We start from the raw sequence: 18,101 nt of genomic DNA, 5'->3' as shown, positions 1-18,101 counted from the left end.
TTCACGCCCGGTATCCGTTTCACGGTCGGTATGGGTTTCACGGTCGGTATTCGTCTCATGGTCGGCAACCACCCAGCTCCACGCGGAAGCGCGCGCCGCCGCCCGGACGGTCCAGGACCGTCGCCGAGCCGCCGTGCGCGGCCGCGTGCTGCGCCACTATCGCCAGGCCCAGACCGGTGCCGCGACCGTCGGCGCGGGCATGCGCGGCCCGGCCCCGGACGAACCGGTCGAAGATCGCCGGTTTGTCGTCCGCGGCCACCCCGGGCCCGTCGTCGTCCACCTCGATCCGGCCCCGCCCGTCGACAAGCACCAGACGCACCGCCGTCACCCCTCCGCCGTACGCCTGCGCGTTCTCGATCAGGTTCGTCAGGATCTGCTCGACCCGCCGGGCGTCCACCGACCAGGCCGGCTCACCCTGCATCTCCACCCGGTCCTCGTCGACCCGGCAACGCCGGCACACCTTCACCGTCAGCTCCCGGACGTCGGCGAGCCGGCGCTCGGCGGCCCGCTGCGCCCGCGACAGCACGAGCAGATCCTCGACCAGCCGCTGGAAACGCTCCACCTCGTCGGTGACCAGCTGCGCGGCCATCGCCGACCGCTCGTCCAGCTTGTCCCGGCGGCGGTCCAGCACACTCGCCGCGGCGGCCAGCGTCTGCAACGGCGACCGCAGCTCGTGACTGACGTCCGCAGCGAACCGGCGGTCCTTCTCCACCCGCGCCGACAACTCGTCGACCATGTGGTTGAACGAACTCGCCAGATCCGCCAGGTCCGGTTCGGCCGCCGGATCCAGCCGGGAACCGGTCCGGCCGGCCGAGATGTCCCGGGCGGCCCGCTCGACCCGGTCCAGCGGGCGCAGCACGTACCGCCCGGCGTACCGGCCCAGGGCCGCACCGACCAGGGCGGTGCCGAGCGCGACGACGGCCAGCACCAGCGCCACCAGCCGGAGGGTCCGGTCCAGCTCCGCCAACGAGTCGACCTCGTAGTAGACCGTCTCCGCCGACAACGGGATCGCGATCACCATGGTCGGGGTGCCGTCGACCCGGATCCGCTGGGTCGCGCTGTGCCCCTCACCGGCCCGCCGCTGCAGGGTCTCCGGAACGGCCGCGCTGATGCCGGTGCTGTCGGCGTTCCGGGCATACCAGATCTGCTGATGTTGCATCACCGCCCGGCGGCTCTCACCGGTGTCGATGGTGCTCAGAATGTCGGCGATGTCCGGATCGCGGGCGGACATCCCGGCCCGGACGATCGCCGCGTCGTAATAGGCCGCCCGCACCGCGGTCTCCTCCCGCTCGGCGAGCAGCGACTGGCGGGTGATCTGGTACGACACCACGGCCATCACCGCGGACAGGCACAACGCCCCGGCGGCGAAACCGGTGGTGACCCGCGCGCGCAGGCCGGGAGCCCTCACGGCTGCAGCTTGTATCCGAGGCCGCGCACGGTCACCAGGTGCCGCGGCGCCCCCGGCTCGAACTCGATCTTGTGGCGGAGCCGGCCCACGTGCACGTCGACCAGGCGCTCGTCGCCGACGTCGTACTGCCAGACACGCTGCAACAACTGCGGGCGCGACAACACCTGACCCGGGTGCTCGGCCAGCTCGCAGAGCAACTGGAACTCGGTGCGGGTCACCGCCACCTCCTGGCCGCCCAGGCGCACCTCACCCGCCTCCGGACGGATCTCCAGGTCACCGAAGCGCAACGTGCGGACCCCGTCGTTGGCGAGCATCCGCCCGCGCCGCCGCAACGCCCGCAGCCGGGCCGTCAACTCCTTCACCGCCACCGGCTTGACCAGGTAGTCGTCCGCCCCGGCCTCCAGCGCGGCCACGATGTCGTGGGTGTCGTCCCGGGCACTGATCACCACGATCGGCACGTCCTGCGTACGCCGCAACTGCCGGATGCACTCGAAACCGTCGATGCCCGGCAACATCAGGTCGACGAGCACCGTGTCGGCGGGACGCCGCTGCTGCTCGCTCAGGCCCTCCTCGGCGTTCGCCGCGCCGATGGCGGTGTAACCCTCGTCCTCCAGCGCGAGCAGGAGAGAGGTCCGGATCCGGTCGTCGTCTTCGATCACGAGCACAGCGGGCACGTTGGGCATCCTCCCTGGGCGGACCCGGCGACCGCCACCTCAGGCGGGCGTACCCGCCAAGTGTCATGCAACCGTCACATCGTCGCGGACGAAGCGCCGTACCCGGGGACGAGGCTGATCCTCGTGACAGAGACGACGCTCCCCGAGGTGATCGTGGTGATCACCGAACCCCTCACCGTCGAGGCGGTCGGGCGCTGGCGCGGCATCCTGGACGGCGCGGTCGACGCCCGTCCCCGGCGCCTGGTCCTCGACCTCGAGGACATGGCCAGCATCGACGCCGACGGCATCGCCCTGATCGTGGCGGTCCACCGCCTCCTCACCAGCCGCGGCACCCGGCTGGTGATCCGCGGCCCCAACCAGCGGGTCCGCCAGCTCTTCGGCCTGGCCCGGGTGGCCGGCATCCTCACCTTCGAGGAGACCCTCGAAGCGCCCGCCTGACCGGTCCACCTCGCCGAGGTGATCGCGGTGGTGTGGCAGGGGATGCGGGAACCGGTTTCTTCGCCGGGGCAACCCAAACGCAACCGGCAGGCGGTGGGATCGCACCCGGGGCGGCACAGGATCAGGGCTTCCGAGACGAGGAGCCTTCCTATGCGGGTACGCCGTACAGCCGTCGCCCTGTCCCTGGCGGCCGCGGTCGCCTTTCCAGTCGCCGCCGGTGGAGCGGTCGCCTATGCCGGGACCGCCACGTCGCCGGTGCTTGCCGGGACTGCCGCGTCGCCGGTGCTTGCCGGGGCGATGAAGCCCAGCAGCAGTCCCACGAAGAAGGCGAAGGCCACCTTCTCCGCCACCGGCACGGTCACCGCCGTGGACGCCGACGCGGGGACGGTCACGGTCGCGGTGAAGAGCGGCACCAAGGACGTCAAAGGCAAAACGGTGACGGTCACCGTCCCGAAGACCGCCAAGACCGTGGTGAACGGGAAGAAGGGCGCGGTGGGGACGCTCGCCACCGGCTACAAGATCACCATCACGGGTACGCGTGTGGGCACGGTCTACACCGCCGCGAAGATCCAGGCATCCGGCAAGGCGAAGCCGTCCCCGACGTCGACGGTCTCGCCCGCGCCGTCCTCGTCACCTTCGTCCTCGTCTTCGTCCTCACCTCGACCGGGCAAGACCAAGACGCCGAAGCCCACGTCGTCCGCCACCAGTACCGTGCCGATGCCGATCGCGTCCGGTGAGCCCTATCCGAGCGCTTCCGACCCGGACGCCTCGCCCGAGCCGACCGGCGACCCGACCGACGATCCGTCCGAGCCGGAGGACTCCTGACGCTTCGCCTCGACCCGTGGCCCACGTCGGCCTCGACCTGAGTTCCATCCGAGGGCGGAGCCCTCGTACCGAGATCCGCTCGTGGTCGAAAGCCTTGCACTGAGATCCGCCCCCGGTCGGCGGCCTTGCACTGAGATCCGGCCGCGGTCGGCGGCTTTGCACTGAGATCCGGCCGCGGTCGGCGGCTTCGTACCGAGATCCGCTTGTGGTCGAAGGCCTTGACCTGAAGTCGACTTGAAGTCGGAGCATGGTCGGATGGCGGTGACGGACAGGGCGCGGCAGGCGCTCGACCAGCAGCAGACCGTGGACATCACCACGATCGGCCGGCGAAGTGGCCGGCCCCGGCGCATCGAGACGTGGCGTTACACAGCCGCGGGCCGCTACTGGTTGACGGGCAGCCCGGGCGCCCGTGACTGGTACGCCAACCTGGTGGCCAACCCCGAGTTCACCCTGCATTTGACCGACTTGGATCTGGCTGTACGGGCCCGCCCGGTAACCGATCCCGACGAGCGGCTCCAGGTTTTCAGCGAGCTGGTACCCACTCTGTCCTGGGCCGACAGCCTGGAGAGCTGGCTGGCCGGGAGCCCCTTGGTCGAGATCCAACTGCCCTGACCAGAAGGCACCCGCACCCGATCAAGGTTTCGGGTGCGCCGGCCGTCTCTCATGGGTGGGCGGGTGCACCCCAACGCATGATCGGGTGCCGAGGTTGCGTTGCGTTCGGAGGTGCAGGTTCAGGGCACAGTGATGGCGGCTTGTACGCAGGCGTCGTTGATCTGTCCGACCGTGTCCAGCATGTCGTCGAGCGCCGTCGCCGAGTCGTCGCCGATGTCGGACGCCAGCCAAGCGGAATACCTGGCCTCCAACTCCGCGCCGCGTTGTTCAATCGATGCGACGCCGGTCGTCTGCGCGTACCCGATGAGGGTTTTGATCGCGTGCTCGTCGATCTCGATCGCCTCGCCGGTCCGGGGCATGGCGGCCGCGATCCTGCACGCCGCCCGAAAATCATTAGAGGCGGGTGATCCCGGAGCCGCGCCGTTCGCAGACACCGCCGGAACGGCACCGTCTCCTGGCGCAGTCGGGGCCGAATTCGCCGCGGGCGAGGTCGCCGGTGGCGCCGCTGCGGGATCCGGTCCGGCCGCGCTGCAACCGGTGACCGACGTCAGGAGGCCGGTACAGGACATCAGGACGATCACGGGCTTGACGATCGATGCTCGACGCATGAAGGCACGATAGACACGGATCACTTCCACGACGCTCGGCTGTCCGGCCGGGATTCCGGTTCACCGCGACCGGATCATGGGCGGCCGTGCCGGTGACGGTGTGGTGCTGCACATCGTGGTGCGATCGGTCGGTGGTGGTCCCGTAGGTGCAGCCGGCTCTCGCTGTCCGGGGCCTCGGCTCGCGTTGTCCGGGGCTTCGGCTCTCGCTGTCCCGGGGCCTCGGCTCTCGCTGTCCCGGGCCTCGGCTTTCGCTGTCCGGGGCTTCGGCTCTCGATGTCCCGGGCCTCGGCCGTCGTGTCGGTGAAGACCGGTTGTCGCTGTATCGCCTGATCATGGGCGTTGTCAGCACCCGATCATGGCTTTGGGTGCGTCGGGCGCCCCGAACCGGATGGTGAGCGCACCCGATCATCGTTTCGGGTGCGCTCACCGAGTCCGCTCACCGAGTCCGCTCACCGAGTCCGCTCACCGAGTCCGCTCACCGAGTCCGTGCGCCGAGTCCGTGCGCCGAGTCCGTGCGATGCCGCTTACCTAAGTTGATCAATGCCGTGACCAGTAACCATGCGATCCTCTTCGTTGCGTCGACTCGTCGGCCGTTGACGGTGGCTGTCGCATCAGCGCGGCTCAGCCGTTTGTCGCAGTGCGGGGTCATGTCCATGATCAACTTAAGTTGAGTGGCATGGCGCGACCGCCAGCCGTCGCCCACGGTCGTTTTCGGCTCTCGGGCGGACCGCAGCTGACGGCCGGGTCTGTCGAGCCGTCGACCACGGTTGTTCGGGAGGGTGGGAATCGGCCGTGGGCGACGGCTCGGGACCACCCGGCCGTCGCCCACGGCTGCTTTCGGGTGATGGGCGGACCGTGGCCGACGGCCGGGGCGGCCGGAATGCCCCCGAACCCGTTCCGATCTCGGCGACGGCCCCGGGAGGCCGCGAGTGGCTCAGCGGCGCCGACGCGCGAAGCGACCGGAGACGGCGCTCGGCAGAGGTGGTGGCAGCCGCAGAGCAAAGCGATGGCCACTCTCATGATCAACTCAAACTGAGTGGCATCGCGTGCCCGTGCTCGTGCTCGTGCTCGTGCTCGTGCCCGTGCCCGTGCCCGTGCCCGTACACAGATACGGGCGCGCGTGTCGATGGCCCATGTGTGACGACCGTTCGTGTGGCGATGACGCAGGTGACGGAGGTGTGCGTGGCGGTCAGGGGCGGCTGCCGGTGAGGGCTTGGCGAAGCGGGCGGGCGCGATCTCGCGGAGCGGCGCTGCGGAGTTGGAGGCGGCGCCGGGCCGGCGGGTCGCGGAGTGTTCACGCGGGTGAATCCGTCGGGCCCGGCGCCACATACGCGCCTGACAAGATCGCCGCAGGGGCGACGAGCAACGTCAAGCGAGCGATCGGGTCGCATTGGCTAGTCAAAAAAGAGCCTAGTAGCTAGTTCACGCGCTGGGCAAGGCGTGCGGAATGCCGTTCCGTCGGTGGGCTTGCCGGTTCTAGGCTTCCCGGATGACGGTGGGTGCTCGCGACCTTGACGGCCTCGATCCGGACGACTCGCGGCCGGCGTCGAAGCGGATTGCCGGCGTGCTGCGGACGGCTATCCGCGCCGGACGCTTCGGCCCGGGGGACCGGCTGCCACCACAGTTGGAGTTGGCTGAGCGGTACGGCGTGGCCCGGGAGACGGTCAAGTCCGCGCTGCGGATCCTGCGGGACGAGCAGCTGATCGTGAGCCGGCAGGGGAGTGGCGTCTTCGTGCGGGCGCGGACCGATCCGGCTGCGGGGCTGCGCGCGCACGTCGCCGCCGCGTTCGCGCAGTCCCACGTCAGCATCGACTTCTCCGGGGTCTCGGGCGAGACCTTGCGCGACGTCGTCGAGGAGCCTTTGGCCGGCGTACGAGCAGGCCGCCTCATTCCGAAGTCGATCACCATTCGGATTCTGGTGCCCGATGTGACCCGGTCGACGGTGGTACCCGCCCGCGCCGACCGACTCGGTTACAGCCTGCCCGATGGAGACCGGCCCCGGGACGGCTTCAGGGGTGACGGGCCGCCCCGGGACGGCTCCAGGGGTGACGGGCCGCCCCGGGACGGCTCCTGGAGTAATGGGCCGTCCCGGGACGACGTCGCTGTTCCGGAGCACGCCGCCGGACTGTCTCACCCGCACACCGATGCGATCGTTGCGGCGGTCACCGAGTTGGCGGCCCGCGGACTGGTCCGGGACGCCACCGCCGAGATCCGCAGCCACGGTGCCACGGTGCTGTCCACGCTCTACATCGTCAACCGGCGGGAGGTCTTCTTCGGCCTGTGCCCGGTGGTGCGCGGGGCCGTCATGGTGGGCGGGCAGGTCGTACCCGTCCTCGAAGCCGTGGATCGGGATGCGGCCCTGCTCCACTGTTCGGCGGATGCCGGCAACCAGTTCGTCGAGCAGTCCCAGACGTGGTTCGACAGCCTCTGGGACACCATCGCCCGATGAAGACCGGGAATCCCTCGGCTGTCAGCAGAGGCCGCTGTCCTTGCCCGCCCGCCATGCGATCACGTCCAGCACGCGCAGCGGTGTCACCTCCGCCGGCAGACCGGCCGCTCCGTGCAGGTGGACCAGCCGGTTCTGCAAGGCGCGATGCTGGTCGCGCAGGGCCAGGCGCACCGGTTCCCACTGGCTTTTGCGGGTGTCGGTCACCGCCGCGACCACCCGGTCCCAGATCGGGCGCAGGCGGGGACGTTTACGGGCGATCAGCTTCGTGGCGATGGTCGTGTCGATGCCCGGAATGCCGCGTAACGCCGCCTGCAACCGCCAGCCCGGCCAGTCGTCGTCGGTGAGGGGGTCCTCCTCGTCCACGAGATCCCGGTCCGGGCCGAGCGCCACTAGGAGGTCGCTGTACTCGGCCGCCCGGTCGCGCAGGATGGCCGCTGCGGCGCCCGGCGGTACGCGTACCGACAGGAACGTGACCGCCACCAGATCGTCAGCGGTGAACCGGTCGGCGTCCGCGGCTCGGGTGCCGGTGCTGTCCCACCCGTCGAAGGCGGCGCCCGTCGCCGCGTCGTCACCGTAGTAACGACGCAACAGGGCGAGAGCGGGTTCGTCGTCCGGCGTGGTGAGAGCGTCGGGAAGCTGAAACGGCATGCGACCTATTGTCCGGAGACGAGATCACGTCCGGGGGCGGAGTCGAGATCGGCGCGGGCGTCGGCCGCGGCCAGTCCGGCGCGCATCGCCCGTTGTGCCTCCGGATCCCAGGGACCGGACGAGGTCAGCGGGATCTCGGTCATGAACCGGCGCTCGGACTCGGGAATCCGGGAGGCCACCAGCCCGGGATCGGCAGTCGCAGTCGCGTAGAGGGCCGGCCCGTCCGCGTAGAACAGATCCGTCACGACCAGCCGGCCGTCCGTGGCCCGCATGACGTTCGACGGGTTGTGGTCCAGCGGCCCGCACCACGGCAGCTCCTGCCGGGCCCGGTCGTGGACCCGGCCGATGACGTCGACCAGGTCGGCCACCTCCGGGGCCCGCGCGGCGATCGCCCGGTGGAACGCGACCGCCTCCTCCTCGGTGACCGGCTGCAGCCACTCCATCAGTTGCAGGTCGCCGCCGCCCACCAGCCGTTCGTGGGCGTACAGCACAGGCACCTGCCGGGTGTGGGCCGCCTGCCGGTACAGGGCGGTGGTGTACGGCCCGACCGGGTCGAACGGGCTGATCCGGGCGGCCGTCGTGCCGTCCGGCGAGCGCAGCGCGATGGCCCAGTCCCCGGCGCCGCACGGTGTCCAGCCGTCGGCGAGGAGGACACGCTCGGCTTCTCGATGATCGATGTCGTGGAACGGAACGGGCATCCTCCGATCCTCGCCACCGGAATCCACCGTGCGCAACCCGCCGAGCGAGCCGGCCGCCGGCCGCCGGACGAGCCGTCTGCCGGACGAGCCGTCTGCCGAATGAGCCGGACGGCGCCGAGGGGGATGTGGACCTGGCGTCAGGGCGTCCCGCTGAGCTGCTCGGCCGCCGCGGGTACGACGCCGCAGCCGCCAGGAGTCTGAACCGGCCGGATGTCAGTCCGGCTCGGGCATCGCCAGCGACTCGGCCACCGCGACCCGGGCCAGCTCGCCGCCCTGGGTGAACGCCACCTCGTCGGTCTCCGCCGTCGGGGAGTAGACGACCATCCGCAGCCGGACGAAACGCTCGTCCTTGACCCCGGTGATCGCGAACGTCGCCCCGTGGCCGGTGGTCGACAGTGAGCACACCTGGTACCCGTCGTACCCCTCCGGCCGGTTCACCGGTTCCGCGTCCAGCAGCAGGCACGAATCGAGTTCCACCCGGCCGGTCTCCCGGTCGGTCGCCTCGCTGTGCGCGTACAGCAGCGCGGTGCCGCTGAGCTGCCCCTCCGGCGTCACGAACGCCATCTCGCAGAGGGCGGTGCCGACGTCCTCGCGTTTCCCGGCGGGTTTCGTCTGGGTCCAGGCGGTGCCGGTCAACTCTGTCAGCCGGGGCGCCAGGTCGGTGCAGGCGGGCGCCCAGTCGGAGGCGAACGGGTCTACCCACCGGTAGACGCCGAGGCCGCCGCCGACCAGGATCACCGCTGCGACCCCGCCGAAGATGCGCAGGCGGCGCCGGTTCGCCACCTCGAGTTCCGCTGTCCGGTTCGGCGTGCTCAGGTCCGCGTCACGCCATGCTCCACTGTGTGTCACGGCGCAGGATGTTATAGATGATCATGAAGGGGCCGGGCGGCGGGACCGCCAGAACTTGACGGCGGCCGGGGCGAGCAGGGCCAGGATCGCGATCACCCACAGGGACACCGTCAGCGGGCCGGAGACCAGGATCGTCGCGTCGCCGTCGGAGAGGGCCAGCGCCCGCCGCAACTGCTGCTCGGCCAGCGGGGCCAGGATCAGGCCGACGATCGCCGGGGCCACCGGCACGCCCGCCTCGCGCATCAGCAGGCCGACCAGGCCCAGCACGGTCAGGATCAGCACGTCGGCGACCGTGCCGCCGGCCGCGAACGCGCCCAGGCACGCGAACACCAGGACGCCGGCGTAGATGTAGTAGGCCGGGATGGCCAGCAGCCGGGCCCACACCTTGACCAGCGGCAGGTTCAGCACCAGCAGCAGCACGTTACCGATGTAGAGGCTGGCGATCAGCGCCCACACCAGGTCCCCCGACTCGGTGAACAGTTGCGGGCCGGGCTGCAGACCGTACGACTGGAACGCCGTCAGGATCACCGCGGCGGTCGCCGACGTGGGCAGGCCGATCGTCAGCAGCGGCACCAGCACGCCCGCCGCGGCGGCGTTGTTGGCCGCCTCCGGGCCGGCGACGCCCTCGATCGCGCCGTGACCGAACTCGTGGCGGTGCTTCGACAGGCGTTTCTCCAGGCTGTAGCTGAGGAACGTCGGCACGTCCGCGCCGCCCGCCGGCAGGCTGCCGATCGGGAATCCCAGGGCGGTGCCGCGCAGCCATGCCGGCCAGGAGCGCCGGAAGTCCTCGCGGGACAGCATCGGCGCGCCCCGCAGCGGTTCGACGCGGCTGCCGCCGGTGCCTTCGACCAGGTGACCGAACGTCTCGCCGAGGGCGAACAGCGCCACCACCACGATCACCACGTCGATGCCGTCGAGCAGCGACGGTACTCCGAAGTCGAGCCGGGGCTGGCCGGTCAGGGTGTCGATGCCGACCAGGCCGACCGCCGCGCCGATCACCAGGCTCGACGCGCCTTTGAGCAGGCTCGGGCCGAGCAGGGCGCTGACCGTCACGAACGCCACCGCCATCAGGGCGACGTATTCGGGCGGGCCGAAACCGGTGGCGATGTCCGCGACGAACGGGGCGGCCACCGACAGCAGGACGGTGCCGATGGTGCCGGCCACGAAGCTGCCGATCGCGGCGGTGGCCAGGGCGGCCGCGGCCCGTCCGGAGCGGGCCATCCTGTTGCCCTCCAGGGCGGTGGCCACCGAGGCGCTCTCGCCGGGGGTGTTCAGCAGGATCGAGGTGGTGGAGCCGCCGTACATGCCGCCGTAGTAGATGCCGGCGAACATGATCAGGGCGGCGGCCGGGTCCAGGCGGAACGTCACCGGCAGCAGCAGGGCCACGGTCAGGGCCGGGCCGATGCCGGGCAGCACGCCGACCGCGGTGCCGATGGTGACGCCGATGAACGCCCAGAACAGGTTGGCGGGCGTCAGCGCGTCGGCGAATCCGGTGAGCAGATCCTGCATGTCAGAACCCCCAGGGCCCGGCGGGCAGGGTGAGCCCGATCAGACGGTCGAACACCAGGAACACGATCGCGGCGAGGGTCCACCCGTAGGCCACGATGCGGGCGGGCTGCGGCGCACCGAGCAGCAGCGCGGCGCCGGTGAACAGGATCGCGGCGCTCACCACGTACCCCAGAAAGGGCAGGACCAGGGCAAACGCGATCAGCAGGACCACCAGCGCGGCGAGGCGCCAGAGGCGTCGGGGATTCTTCGGGGTACGCAGTGAGCGCCGCGACCGGACGAGCAGTGTCGCGCCGAGGACCCCGAGCAGGACGCCGATCAGTGTCGGTGCGGCGGCGGGCCCGAGGGTGGAGTCGCCGCCGCGCAGTCCGGCCGCGTCGACCAGCACCAGGATCGCGGCGAGCAGCATGAGCGCACCGAGCGCCGCCGAGGCACGGCTCTCGCGCTCCCCGGTGTCCGCGTCGGTGACGTCCGGCGCGGTCATGCTAGGCCCATCTTGACGAGTACGTCGGTGACGGTCTGCTGTTCGGAGCGGACGAACGTGTCGAACGCCGGGCCGGTCAGTGTCGCGTCGCCCCAGCCGCGGCGGGTCAGCGTCTCCCGCCAGGTATCAGTTCCGGTCATCTTCACGATCAGCTCCTCGAGGGCGGTCTCGTCGGCCGCGCTGATGCCGGCCGGCGCGACGATGCCGCGCCAGTTGGCCAGTTCGACGTCGACGCCCTGCTCCTTGAAGGTGGGGACGTCGGGGATGCCGGGCAGGCGCTGCGGGCTGGAGACGCCGATCGCGCGGATCGTGCCGGCCTCGATCTGCGCCTCCATCTCGGACACGCCGGAGACGCCCGCGGTGGCCCGGCCGGACAGCAGGGTGGCCAGGGCCTCGCCGCCGCCGGAGTGCGCCACGTAGTTGACCCGGGCCGGGTCGGCGCCGACCGCCTCGGCGATCAGTCCGGCCAGGATGTGTTCGGCACCGCCGGCCGAACCGCCGGCGAAGGAGACGGCTCGTAGGTCGGCGCGCATCTGCGCGGCCAGGTCCGGCAGGTTCTGGATCGGCGAGGCGGCCGGGACGGTGAGGATCTCGTAGTCGGTGGTCAGCCGGGCCAGGGGAGTGGTGGCGGCCAGGGTGACCGGGGAGTCGTTGCTCTCGATCGCCCCGACCATCACCAGTCCGGTGACCATCAGCTGGGTGGGGTCGCCGCGGTACCGGGCGAACTGGCTGAGCCCGATCGTGCCGCCGGCGCCCGCCACGTTGTGCACCTCGGTGCGGCCGGCGATGTCGCGCAGGGCGGACTGCATCTCGCGGGCGGTCTGGTCCCAGCCGCCGCCGGGGGAGGCCGGGGCCATCAGGCGTAGTTGCCGCCCGCCGAGGAAGTCGTCGTCAGCGGCCGGGTCGCCGCCGCCGGTCACGACCAGCAGCACGGTCGCGACGACGGCGGCGACGAAGGGGACGGTGTCGCGCACACGCATGGTGATTCACCACGTTCCGTGATCTTCCGGTGACGGGAGGATCAGTCTGCCTCGTATCGACGTCGTTGGCTATACGGATCTTCGTACCCCTAACGGGTGACGACTTATATAAAAACCAGAAAATATAGATGAGGGTGTTTGGTTCGGGTCGCTCCGGATACTGGGGCGTCGACCGTTCCCGAGACTCGAGAAGGAGGATCCGGATGAAGACCCGGACCGTGCTCGCCGCCGCCCTCGTGGCCACCTCCGGCCTGGTGGGGCTCGCCGCATCGCCGGCATCCGCGCAGGCTGTCCCCTGTGTGCAGAAGGTCGCCGTGGTCAACAACGGCGGCTTCGTGATGAACTTCCAGATCACCACCCGCGACGGGCAGCTGTCCGCCGCGACCGACGACTACCCGATCAACCAGTGGCGGATCGTGGACCTCGTCTCCACCGGATTCGCCGAGGGCGTCGACGTGCGCCCGCTCGTGCACGCGCAGGCCGGCAACGACGTGCCCGGCAACGTGTTCGTCTCCTACTGCGCCAACGGTCAGACGGCCACCTACACGGCCAGTGGCACCACCCTCAACTACTCGGTGACACTGCTGACCTGATCGTGGCTCTCCGTCACTGCCGGCCCGGTCACCCTTCCCGGGTGGCCGGGCCGCTTTCCGGGGTACGAGTTGAGCACTCTGGCCAGTGCGTCGATCTTCGCGGTGAGCGTGGCGGTGCCGACCTGATCGACGTCGTGGAGGACGTGGGACGAGGTGACCCGGCTGTTGCAGTACTCGAAGACGCCGTGGTCGATCGCGACCCGCATCGACTCGGTGTAGCCGTGCCGGTCGTAGACGCCGGCCGACGCCCCGGCCAGGGCGACCAGGTGCACCTCGCGGTTCACCAGGGCGTCGCCGCCGTCGCCGTAGGCCCAGCCGTCGGTGAACACCCGGTCGACCCAGCCCTTGAGCAGGGCCGGCATCGTCCACCAGTAGACCGGGAAGACCAGGACGAGCCGGCCGGCGCGCTCGATGCGGGACTGCTCGCGGCGTACGTCCTCCGGGGGTCTGCCGGTGCCCCGGATCACCGCCAGGTCGGCCGTGGTGAACGTGGGGTCGAAGCCCTCCGCGGTCAGGTCGGCGACCTCGCTGGTGTGGCCCGGAGTGCCGGTCACGCCGGTGGCGATGCTGCGTGCGGTGGAGCCGGTCAGCGAGTCCGGCTCGGGGTGGGCGAAGACGACGAGCGTGTGCATGGTGGCCTCCCGGTTAACTTACGATTCGTAACTTACCTTTCGTAAGTTAGCATGATCGGGTGCAGCCATCGGAAGGCCCGCGGCGGCGGATGAGTCGGGAAGCCCGTCACGCCCAACTCCTGGAGACGGCGCGGCTGCTGATCCGCGCCGACGGCAGCGACGCCCTGACCCTGGCCCGGATCGCGGACCGGGCCGGAGTCGCCAAACCCCTCGTCTACCAGCACTTCGGCACCCGGACCGCGGTCCTCGCCGAGCTGTACCGGCAGTTCGAGAACCGCCAGTACGACGCCCTCGAACAGGCCCTCGCGTCAGCGCCGGACGACCTGCCGTCGGTGGCCGGGATCGTCGCGGACGCGTACATCAGCTGCGCCGTCGCCGAAGGCATCGAAGTGCCGGGCCTGGTCGGGGCGCTGGACGGCTCGCCCGAACTGCGGAGGATCCGGGAGGAGGGGCGACGGTTCAGCGACTACTGCCGGGCGGCGTTGCAGCCGTTCGCCCGGGGCGGGGTGCTCCCGGGAGCGGCGATGCCCGCGATCCTGGGTGCGGCCGACGGTCTCGTGCGGGGCGTCATGGACGGCACGGTCGCGCCCGACGAGGGGCGGGCCGCCCTGAGCGAGATCATCGTCGCGCTCGTGCCCCGTCCCGATTAGACACGTTTCGTGGTCAGCGTGCGAAGCCCATCCGCGTGGTGTTTACGGCCGCCCCGGCCGCCCCAAATCACCACACCCCTGGTGGTGTGGTGATTTCGGGCGCGCTGGACGCCCCAGTTCACCACACCCATGACGGTGTGGTGATTTCGGGCGGGATGGACGCCTGAAGTCGCCACGCCCGTGGTGGTGTGGTGATTTCGGGCGCGCTGGACGCCCCAATTCACCACACCCCTGGTGGTGTGGTGAATACGGGCGCGCTGGACGCCCCAAATCACCACACCCATGACGGTGTGGTGATTTCGGGCGGGATGGGCGGCTGAAGTCACCACGCGGACCCTGATGACGAAACGTGTCCAGATCGGCGTGTCCTACTCAGCGGGTGGCGGACTGGCGCAGCCGCTCGGTGAGACGGGACACCTCGGCGCGCAGGGCGGTGAGTTCGGAGCGGAGGCGGGTCACCTCGGCGGACAGTTCGCGGGCGCGGCTGCGGGCGCCGAAGAACGGGATCTGATCGGTGATCTCCTCCTCCGGCCCGGCACTGTCGAGGACCACCGGCTGATCCAGGAGCCGCTGCCAGCCGGGACCCGGCGCGGGCTGCGGCATCGGCACGGTCTCCCGGCCCTCGGTCCGGGCAGGCGGGCGGCGCAGGGGGCTCGGTGGCGGCGCACCCCGCACTGCGATCACCGGCGCGGTGGCCCGGGCCGGCGGGGCCGGGTGCGTCGGCGGGGCCGGGTGCGTCGGCGGGGCCGGGTGCGCTGGCGGGGCCGGGTGCGCTGGCGGGGCCGGGTGCGTCGGCGGGGCCAGGTGCGATGGCGGGGCCAGGTGTGCCGCCGGAGCCGCCGGAGCCGCCGGAGCCGTCTGAGCTGGTGGTGCCGTTTGCGCTGGTGGAGCCGTCTGCGCGGCGGGGGCCGTCGGCGTTGACGCGGCACCGAACCAGCTGTCCGGAAGTTCGTGGGAGCGCGCCGCGTACACCTGGATCTGATCGGCCTTGATCGTGGCCCGGACCGCGGTGAGCAGGCCGTTCTCGGCGAGGTGTCGCAGCGTCGGCAGGAGTTCGGTGCTTGCCGGTGGGGCGAGACGGCCGAACCGGAGGCCGTTGATGCAGAGCTCGACGCCGTCGGGCAGCTCATGCAGGGTGGCGTGCACCCAGCACTCCGCCGCCGGACCCGGCCAGGGCGTCTCGGCGACGACCGGGACGGCGTCGCCCAGCGGCAGCAGACGGTGCGGCGCGTCCGGCGGCTGATTGACCGGCACCAGCATGTGCGGTTCGGCCAGGTCCACCTTGACGGCGACGCTCGGCGTGTCCTGGCCGGCCGGTTCGGCGGCCCAGACCCGGGCGGTGACCTGCGGGATCCAGCCGCGGGACGTCAACGCGGTCAGCACCGGCGCATACCGGGCGGCGTCCTGCCGGGACAGGTGCCCGAGCTGGTGCGGGCCGGCCCACACCCCGACCGCGTTCCGGTCGTGCGGGCTCGCCGGATCGGGCAGCAACCGCACCGGTGTGCTGATCTCCGACCCGTCCGGTTTCAGGCCACCGCCGAACAGGCCGAGCGCCGCCGCGCCGTGATGCGGCTCGCCGACCACCTCGACGGAGGCCCAGCCGCGCTGACCCCACAGGTCGAACGGAAGAGACATGGACGGCACCGTACCGGCTAACATAGATCAATATCGTGCCGTCGGGTGGGTCGAATCTCCCGCTGTTGCCACCCGGTCGGCGATCGAGTGTCACCGATCGGCGGTTGCCCGCCTGCTCACCGACGTGGCGGGTGCGGTCCTCAGGTGAGGGACTTGAGGAAGAAGTGCTTGGCGGACTCGCCGGGCATGCGGGGGAGCAGACCGACCTGCTGGTAGCCGAGCTTCGGGTAGAAGTCCGGCGCCTGGAACGACATCGTGGACACGACGACCCGGTCGCAGCCGCGGCGGCGGATCTCGTCCTCGGCGGCGGCCATCAGGCGGGCGCCGAGGCCCTGGCCGCGCAGGTGCGGGGCCAGCCACAGGGAGCTGATGCCGCCGCAGCCGGCCCAGGTGTAGCCGGTGATGCCGCCGACGAGCTCGCCGTCGGCGTCGGTGACCCGGATCGACAGGGGCGTCTCGTCGTCGACGCCGATCGCCGCGTTGTTGATCGCGTCGAGTTCGTCGGAGAGGCGCTTCTCCAGCTCCGGGTCGTCGCGTCCGGCGGGCTGGAGGGTGTGCGGTCCACTCATACCGATCATGATGGTGGGTCGTGCAACCCGATTTTCGGCGGGCATACTCACGGCCGTGACGAGCGGATACGAGGGGCTGCTGCGGCGCTGTGAGGCCGATCCGATGGTGGCCGGGCTGATCCTGTCCGGATCGCGGGCCCGGGACATGGCGACCGACCATTCGGACATCGACGTGTACGTGGTCGTGCACGAGCACACCAGCCGCTGGGAATCCGTGCACAGTGCCGCACTGGACGCCGCGGTCCTCACCGTCGACCAACTCGCGGATACCTCTGACCGTTGGCAGCGCTATTCGTACCGGGGCGCCCGGGTGCTGCTGGACCGGCTCGGTGGGCGGATCGCCGCACTGGTACGGGCGCAGGCCGCCCTGACACCGGCGGAGGCGGACACGATGGTGCGCGAACAGCTGGACGGTTACGTCAACTTCGTCTACCGGGCGGCGAAGAGCCGCCGGGACGGCCGGGACGACCTGGCCCGGCTCGACGACTACGAGGCCGGACCGTGGCTGCTGTGGACGATCTTCGCGATGTACGGGCGGATCCGGCCGTACAACAAGTTCCTGCGCTGGGAACTGGAGCATCATCCACTGCCGGAGCCGTGGACCGTCGACGTGTTGATCGGCGCGCTGACCGGAGGGGCGTCGGCGCTCTTCCCGGAGGTGGAGCGGGTCGCCCGGGCGGGGGGATTCGGCGACCTGCTCGACACCTGGGATCTCGACGTGGTGAGAGCACCCGTCAGCCCACCGAAAGGAGGGTTGCCGCCGGGGCCGCCGAGGGTCGAAGCTGACGCTGATGACCCGGGGTCAGCCTGACGTCACCCTGCGGTCCACTCACGACTATTGTCTTGATCTTGACTGCATCGATGTCCGGGATGACATGGGGGCCTTGTGGAATCGACGAGCGGGGACGTGAGCGGGCTGCGGCGGTTCGGGCGCTCCGTGCGTACCCTATGGATCTCCGCGATTTTCGCAACGATCGCCGCGATGCTCGGCGCCTGGCTGGGGTGGCAGCAGGCCGGCGACCTGCCCACCGATGACGGGATGCGGTCCCTGGCCGCGACGGTGGCGCCCGGCGTCCCGGTCGCCGAGGTCAACCGGGCCGACCACATCTCCGGCCTGCAGTACTGGTTCGACGACGACGAGTACTACGAGTTCGCCGGCTCCGACGAGTGGGGCGCGGGCTACACCGAGGCCGTCTACGACCAGCCCATCGCCGATCTCGCGCCGCTGCGCGACCGTCTGGCCGCCGCCGGCTGGGAGGTCGGCGAGGTACATTCGCCGGGGTACGGGTGGCGCGAACTGACCGCCGCCTCCGGTGACTGGCGGCTGCGCGTGACCGGCACCAGCACGTACACGCCGGCGTCGCTGTGGGTCGAACGGGCCGAACCGCTCGGCGCGCTGATCCTGTCGTTCGTGTTCGCGGCGCTCGGTGCGGCGCTCGGCTGGTCGGCGGCGACCCGGCTGGCGACCGGCGGCGTGGGGCTGCTCGGCGGGGTCGGCTTCGGGCTGCTCACCCTCAACATGATCGCGGTGCTGGGCACGCTGATCGGCAACGTGATCGACTACGCCGGCACCGGGCTGCCGGTGCTGCCGTGGGAGTTCTTCGCGACGATCATGTGGCGTCCGCTGACCATGCTGGGCATGCTGCTGACGGCGGCGTGGCTGGTCAGTGCCACCGCGGACCGGCGCCGGGCGATGGCGGAGACCGGCCCGGAGACCGCCTGAGCCCGGGACGACGGGGCCCCGCGTTCGCTGGTTTTCGGGTACACCGGCTACCTGACGACCGGGCCGGGAGCCCGGGCCGGGCCGCACCGCGATCCGCGGACCACGAACCCGGCGACCGCC

Annotated in this window: 20 protein-coding genes; 8 read left to right on the top strand and 12 right to left on the bottom strand. The window is 71.0% G+C overall.

The features are described 5' to 3' along the window. Nucleotides 1-55: 55 nt before the first annotated feature. Nucleotides 56-1,408, bottom strand: coding sequence for a sensor histidine kinase (locus QSK32_RS36845; protein ID WP_285474549.1), 1,353 nt, complete (start codon nt 1,406-1,408; stop codon nt 56-58). Further along, entirely contained in the window at nt 1,405-2,082 is a 678-nt protein-coding gene (locus tag QSK32_RS36840) for a response regulator transcription factor (RefSeq protein ID WP_045740709.1), read from the bottom strand. Before QSK32_RS36840 ends, QSK32_RS36845 begins: the two co-directional genes overlap by 4 nt. Before the next feature lie 123 nt (nt 2,083-2,205). Here QSK32_RS36840 and QSK32_RS36835 point away from each other — a divergent pair, with 123 nt between their 5' ends. The 3 genes from QSK32_RS36835 to QSK32_RS36825 all read left to right on the top strand — a co-directional run bounded on the left by QSK32_RS36835 (nt 2,206) and on the right by QSK32_RS36825 (nt 3,957). Further along, complete coding sequence (locus QSK32_RS36835) at nt 2,206-2,520, top strand: STAS domain-containing protein (RefSeq protein WP_169792415.1); 315 nt, start codon at nt 2,206-2,208, stop codon at nt 2,518-2,520. A gap of 150 nt (nt 2,521-2,670) precedes the next feature. Continuing rightward, on the top strand, nt 2,671-3,345 hold the full coding sequence (locus QSK32_RS36830) for a hypothetical protein (protein WP_285474548.1): 675 nt from the start codon (nt 2,671-2,673) through the stop codon (nt 3,343-3,345). 255 nt (nt 3,346-3,600) lie between these two features. Further along, a complete protein-coding gene (locus QSK32_RS36825; RefSeq protein ID WP_045740712.1) occupies nt 3,601-3,957 on the top strand; it encodes a nitroreductase/quinone reductase family protein in 357 nt (118 codons plus the stop codon). 119 nt (nt 3,958-4,076) lie between these two features. Here the strand turns inward: QSK32_RS36825 and QSK32_RS36820 are convergent, their stop codons facing one another. Then, nucleotides 4,077-4,589, bottom strand: a complete 513-nt coding sequence (locus QSK32_RS36820) for a hypothetical protein (RefSeq protein ID WP_285474547.1) — start codon at nt 4,587-4,589, stop codon at nt 4,077-4,079. Nucleotides 4,590-6,054: 1,465 nt separating this feature from the next. On the opposite strand from QSK32_RS36820, the gene QSK32_RS36815 reads away from it, so the two are divergent. Continuing rightward, on the top strand, nt 6,055-7,014 hold the full coding sequence (locus tag QSK32_RS36815; protein ID WP_285474546.1) for a GntR family transcriptional regulator: 960 nt from the start codon (nt 6,055-6,057) through the stop codon (nt 7,012-7,014). A 21-nt stretch (nt 7,015-7,035) separates the two neighbouring features. Here QSK32_RS36815 and QSK32_RS36810 read toward each other — a convergent pair whose 3' ends face one another. The 6 genes from QSK32_RS36810 to QSK32_RS36785 form a co-directional block, all read right to left on the bottom strand. Then, nucleotides 7,036-7,662: a DUF6308 family protein gene (locus QSK32_RS36810; protein WP_285474545.1), complete on the bottom strand. Its 627-nt coding sequence runs from the start codon at nt 7,660-7,662 to the stop codon at nt 7,036-7,038. 5 nt (nt 7,663-7,667) lie between these two features. After that, the gene (locus QSK32_RS36805) at nt 7,668-8,360 is read right to left on the bottom strand and encodes a hypothetical protein (RefSeq protein WP_285474544.1); all 693 of its coding nucleotides are present in this window, start codon (nt 8,358-8,360) and stop codon (nt 7,668-7,670) included. Nucleotides 8,361-8,573: 213 nt separating this feature from the next. Then, nucleotides 8,574-9,209, bottom strand: coding sequence for a hypothetical protein (locus QSK32_RS36800; protein WP_045740717.1), 636 nt, complete (start codon nt 9,207-9,209; stop codon nt 8,574-8,576). Between the two features lie 21 nt (nt 9,210-9,230). Further along, nucleotides 9,231-10,718, bottom strand: coding sequence for a tripartite tricarboxylate transporter permease (locus QSK32_RS36795; RefSeq protein WP_045740718.1), 1,488 nt, complete (start codon nt 10,716-10,718; stop codon nt 9,231-9,233). A 1-nt stretch (nt 10,719) separates the two neighbouring features. After that, nucleotides 10,720-11,199 (bottom strand): tripartite tricarboxylate transporter TctB family protein, encoded by a 480-nt coding sequence (locus QSK32_RS36790; protein ID WP_285474543.1) that lies wholly within the window; start codon nt 11,197-11,199, stop codon nt 10,720-10,722. Further along, on the bottom strand, nt 11,196-12,179 hold the full coding sequence (locus QSK32_RS36785; protein ID WP_083448822.1) for a Bug family tripartite tricarboxylate transporter substrate binding protein: 984 nt from the start codon (nt 12,177-12,179) through the stop codon (nt 11,196-11,198). The genes QSK32_RS36790 and QSK32_RS36785 overlap by 4 nt, the downstream gene beginning before the upstream one ends. A 203-nt stretch (nt 12,180-12,382) precedes the next feature. Between QSK32_RS36785 and QSK32_RS36780 the strand changes: the two genes are divergently transcribed. Continuing rightward, nucleotides 12,383-12,772: a hypothetical protein gene (locus QSK32_RS36780; RefSeq protein WP_045740719.1), complete on the top strand. Its 390-nt coding sequence runs from the start codon at nt 12,383-12,385 to the stop codon at nt 12,770-12,772. Here QSK32_RS36780 and QSK32_RS36775 read toward each other — a convergent pair. Further along, nucleotides 12,748-13,404, bottom strand: coding sequence for an NAD(P)H-dependent oxidoreductase (locus QSK32_RS36775; RefSeq protein ID WP_285474542.1), 657 nt, complete (start codon nt 13,402-13,404; stop codon nt 12,748-12,750). The two genes, QSK32_RS36780 and QSK32_RS36775, sit on opposite strands and share 25 nt — an antisense overlap. Nucleotides 13,405-13,463: 59 nt before the next feature. Between QSK32_RS36775 and QSK32_RS36770 the strand changes: the two genes are divergently transcribed. Continuing rightward, nucleotides 13,464-14,054, top strand: a complete 591-nt coding sequence (locus QSK32_RS36770) for a TetR/AcrR family transcriptional regulator (RefSeq protein WP_285474541.1) — start codon at nt 13,464-13,466, stop codon at nt 14,052-14,054. 372 nt (nt 14,055-14,426) lie between these two features. Here the strand turns inward: QSK32_RS36770 and QSK32_RS36765 are convergent, their stop codons facing one another. Together QSK32_RS36765 and QSK32_RS36760 are read right to left on the bottom strand one after the other, a co-directional pair. Further along, the gene (locus tag QSK32_RS36765) at nt 14,427-15,689 is read right to left on the bottom strand and encodes an HIRAN domain-containing protein (RefSeq protein ID WP_285474540.1); all 1,263 of its coding nucleotides are present in this window, start codon (nt 15,687-15,689) and stop codon (nt 14,427-14,429) included. A gap of 140 nt (nt 15,690-15,829) precedes the next feature. Continuing rightward, nucleotides 15,830-16,258 (bottom strand): GNAT family N-acetyltransferase, encoded by a 429-nt coding sequence (locus tag QSK32_RS36760; protein ID WP_285474539.1) that lies wholly within the window; start codon nt 16,256-16,258, stop codon nt 15,830-15,832. A 55-nt stretch (nt 16,259-16,313) separates the two neighbouring features. Between QSK32_RS36760 and QSK32_RS36755 the strand changes: the two genes are divergently transcribed. Further along, nucleotides 16,314-17,069 carry a nucleotidyltransferase domain-containing protein gene (locus QSK32_RS36755; RefSeq protein ID WP_285474538.1) on the top strand — a complete coding sequence of 252 codons (756 nt, stop codon included), beginning with the start codon at nt 16,314-16,316 and terminating at the stop codon, nt 17,067-17,069. Nucleotides 17,070-17,195: 126 nt separating this feature from the next. Next, nucleotides 17,196-17,981: a hypothetical protein gene (locus QSK32_RS36750; protein WP_285474537.1), complete on the top strand. Its 786-nt coding sequence runs from the start codon at nt 17,196-17,198 to the stop codon at nt 17,979-17,981. Nucleotides 17,982-18,101: the final 120 nt, after the last annotated feature.

Source organism: Actinoplanes sp. NBRC 101535, from assembly GCF_030269225.1.
Lineage (GTDB): Bacteria > Actinomycetota > Actinomycetes > Mycobacteriales > Micromonosporaceae > Actinoplanes > Actinoplanes rectilineatus.
Note: the sequence above shows the minus strand (reverse complement) of the source record. Positions and strands in the feature narration are given on the sequence as shown.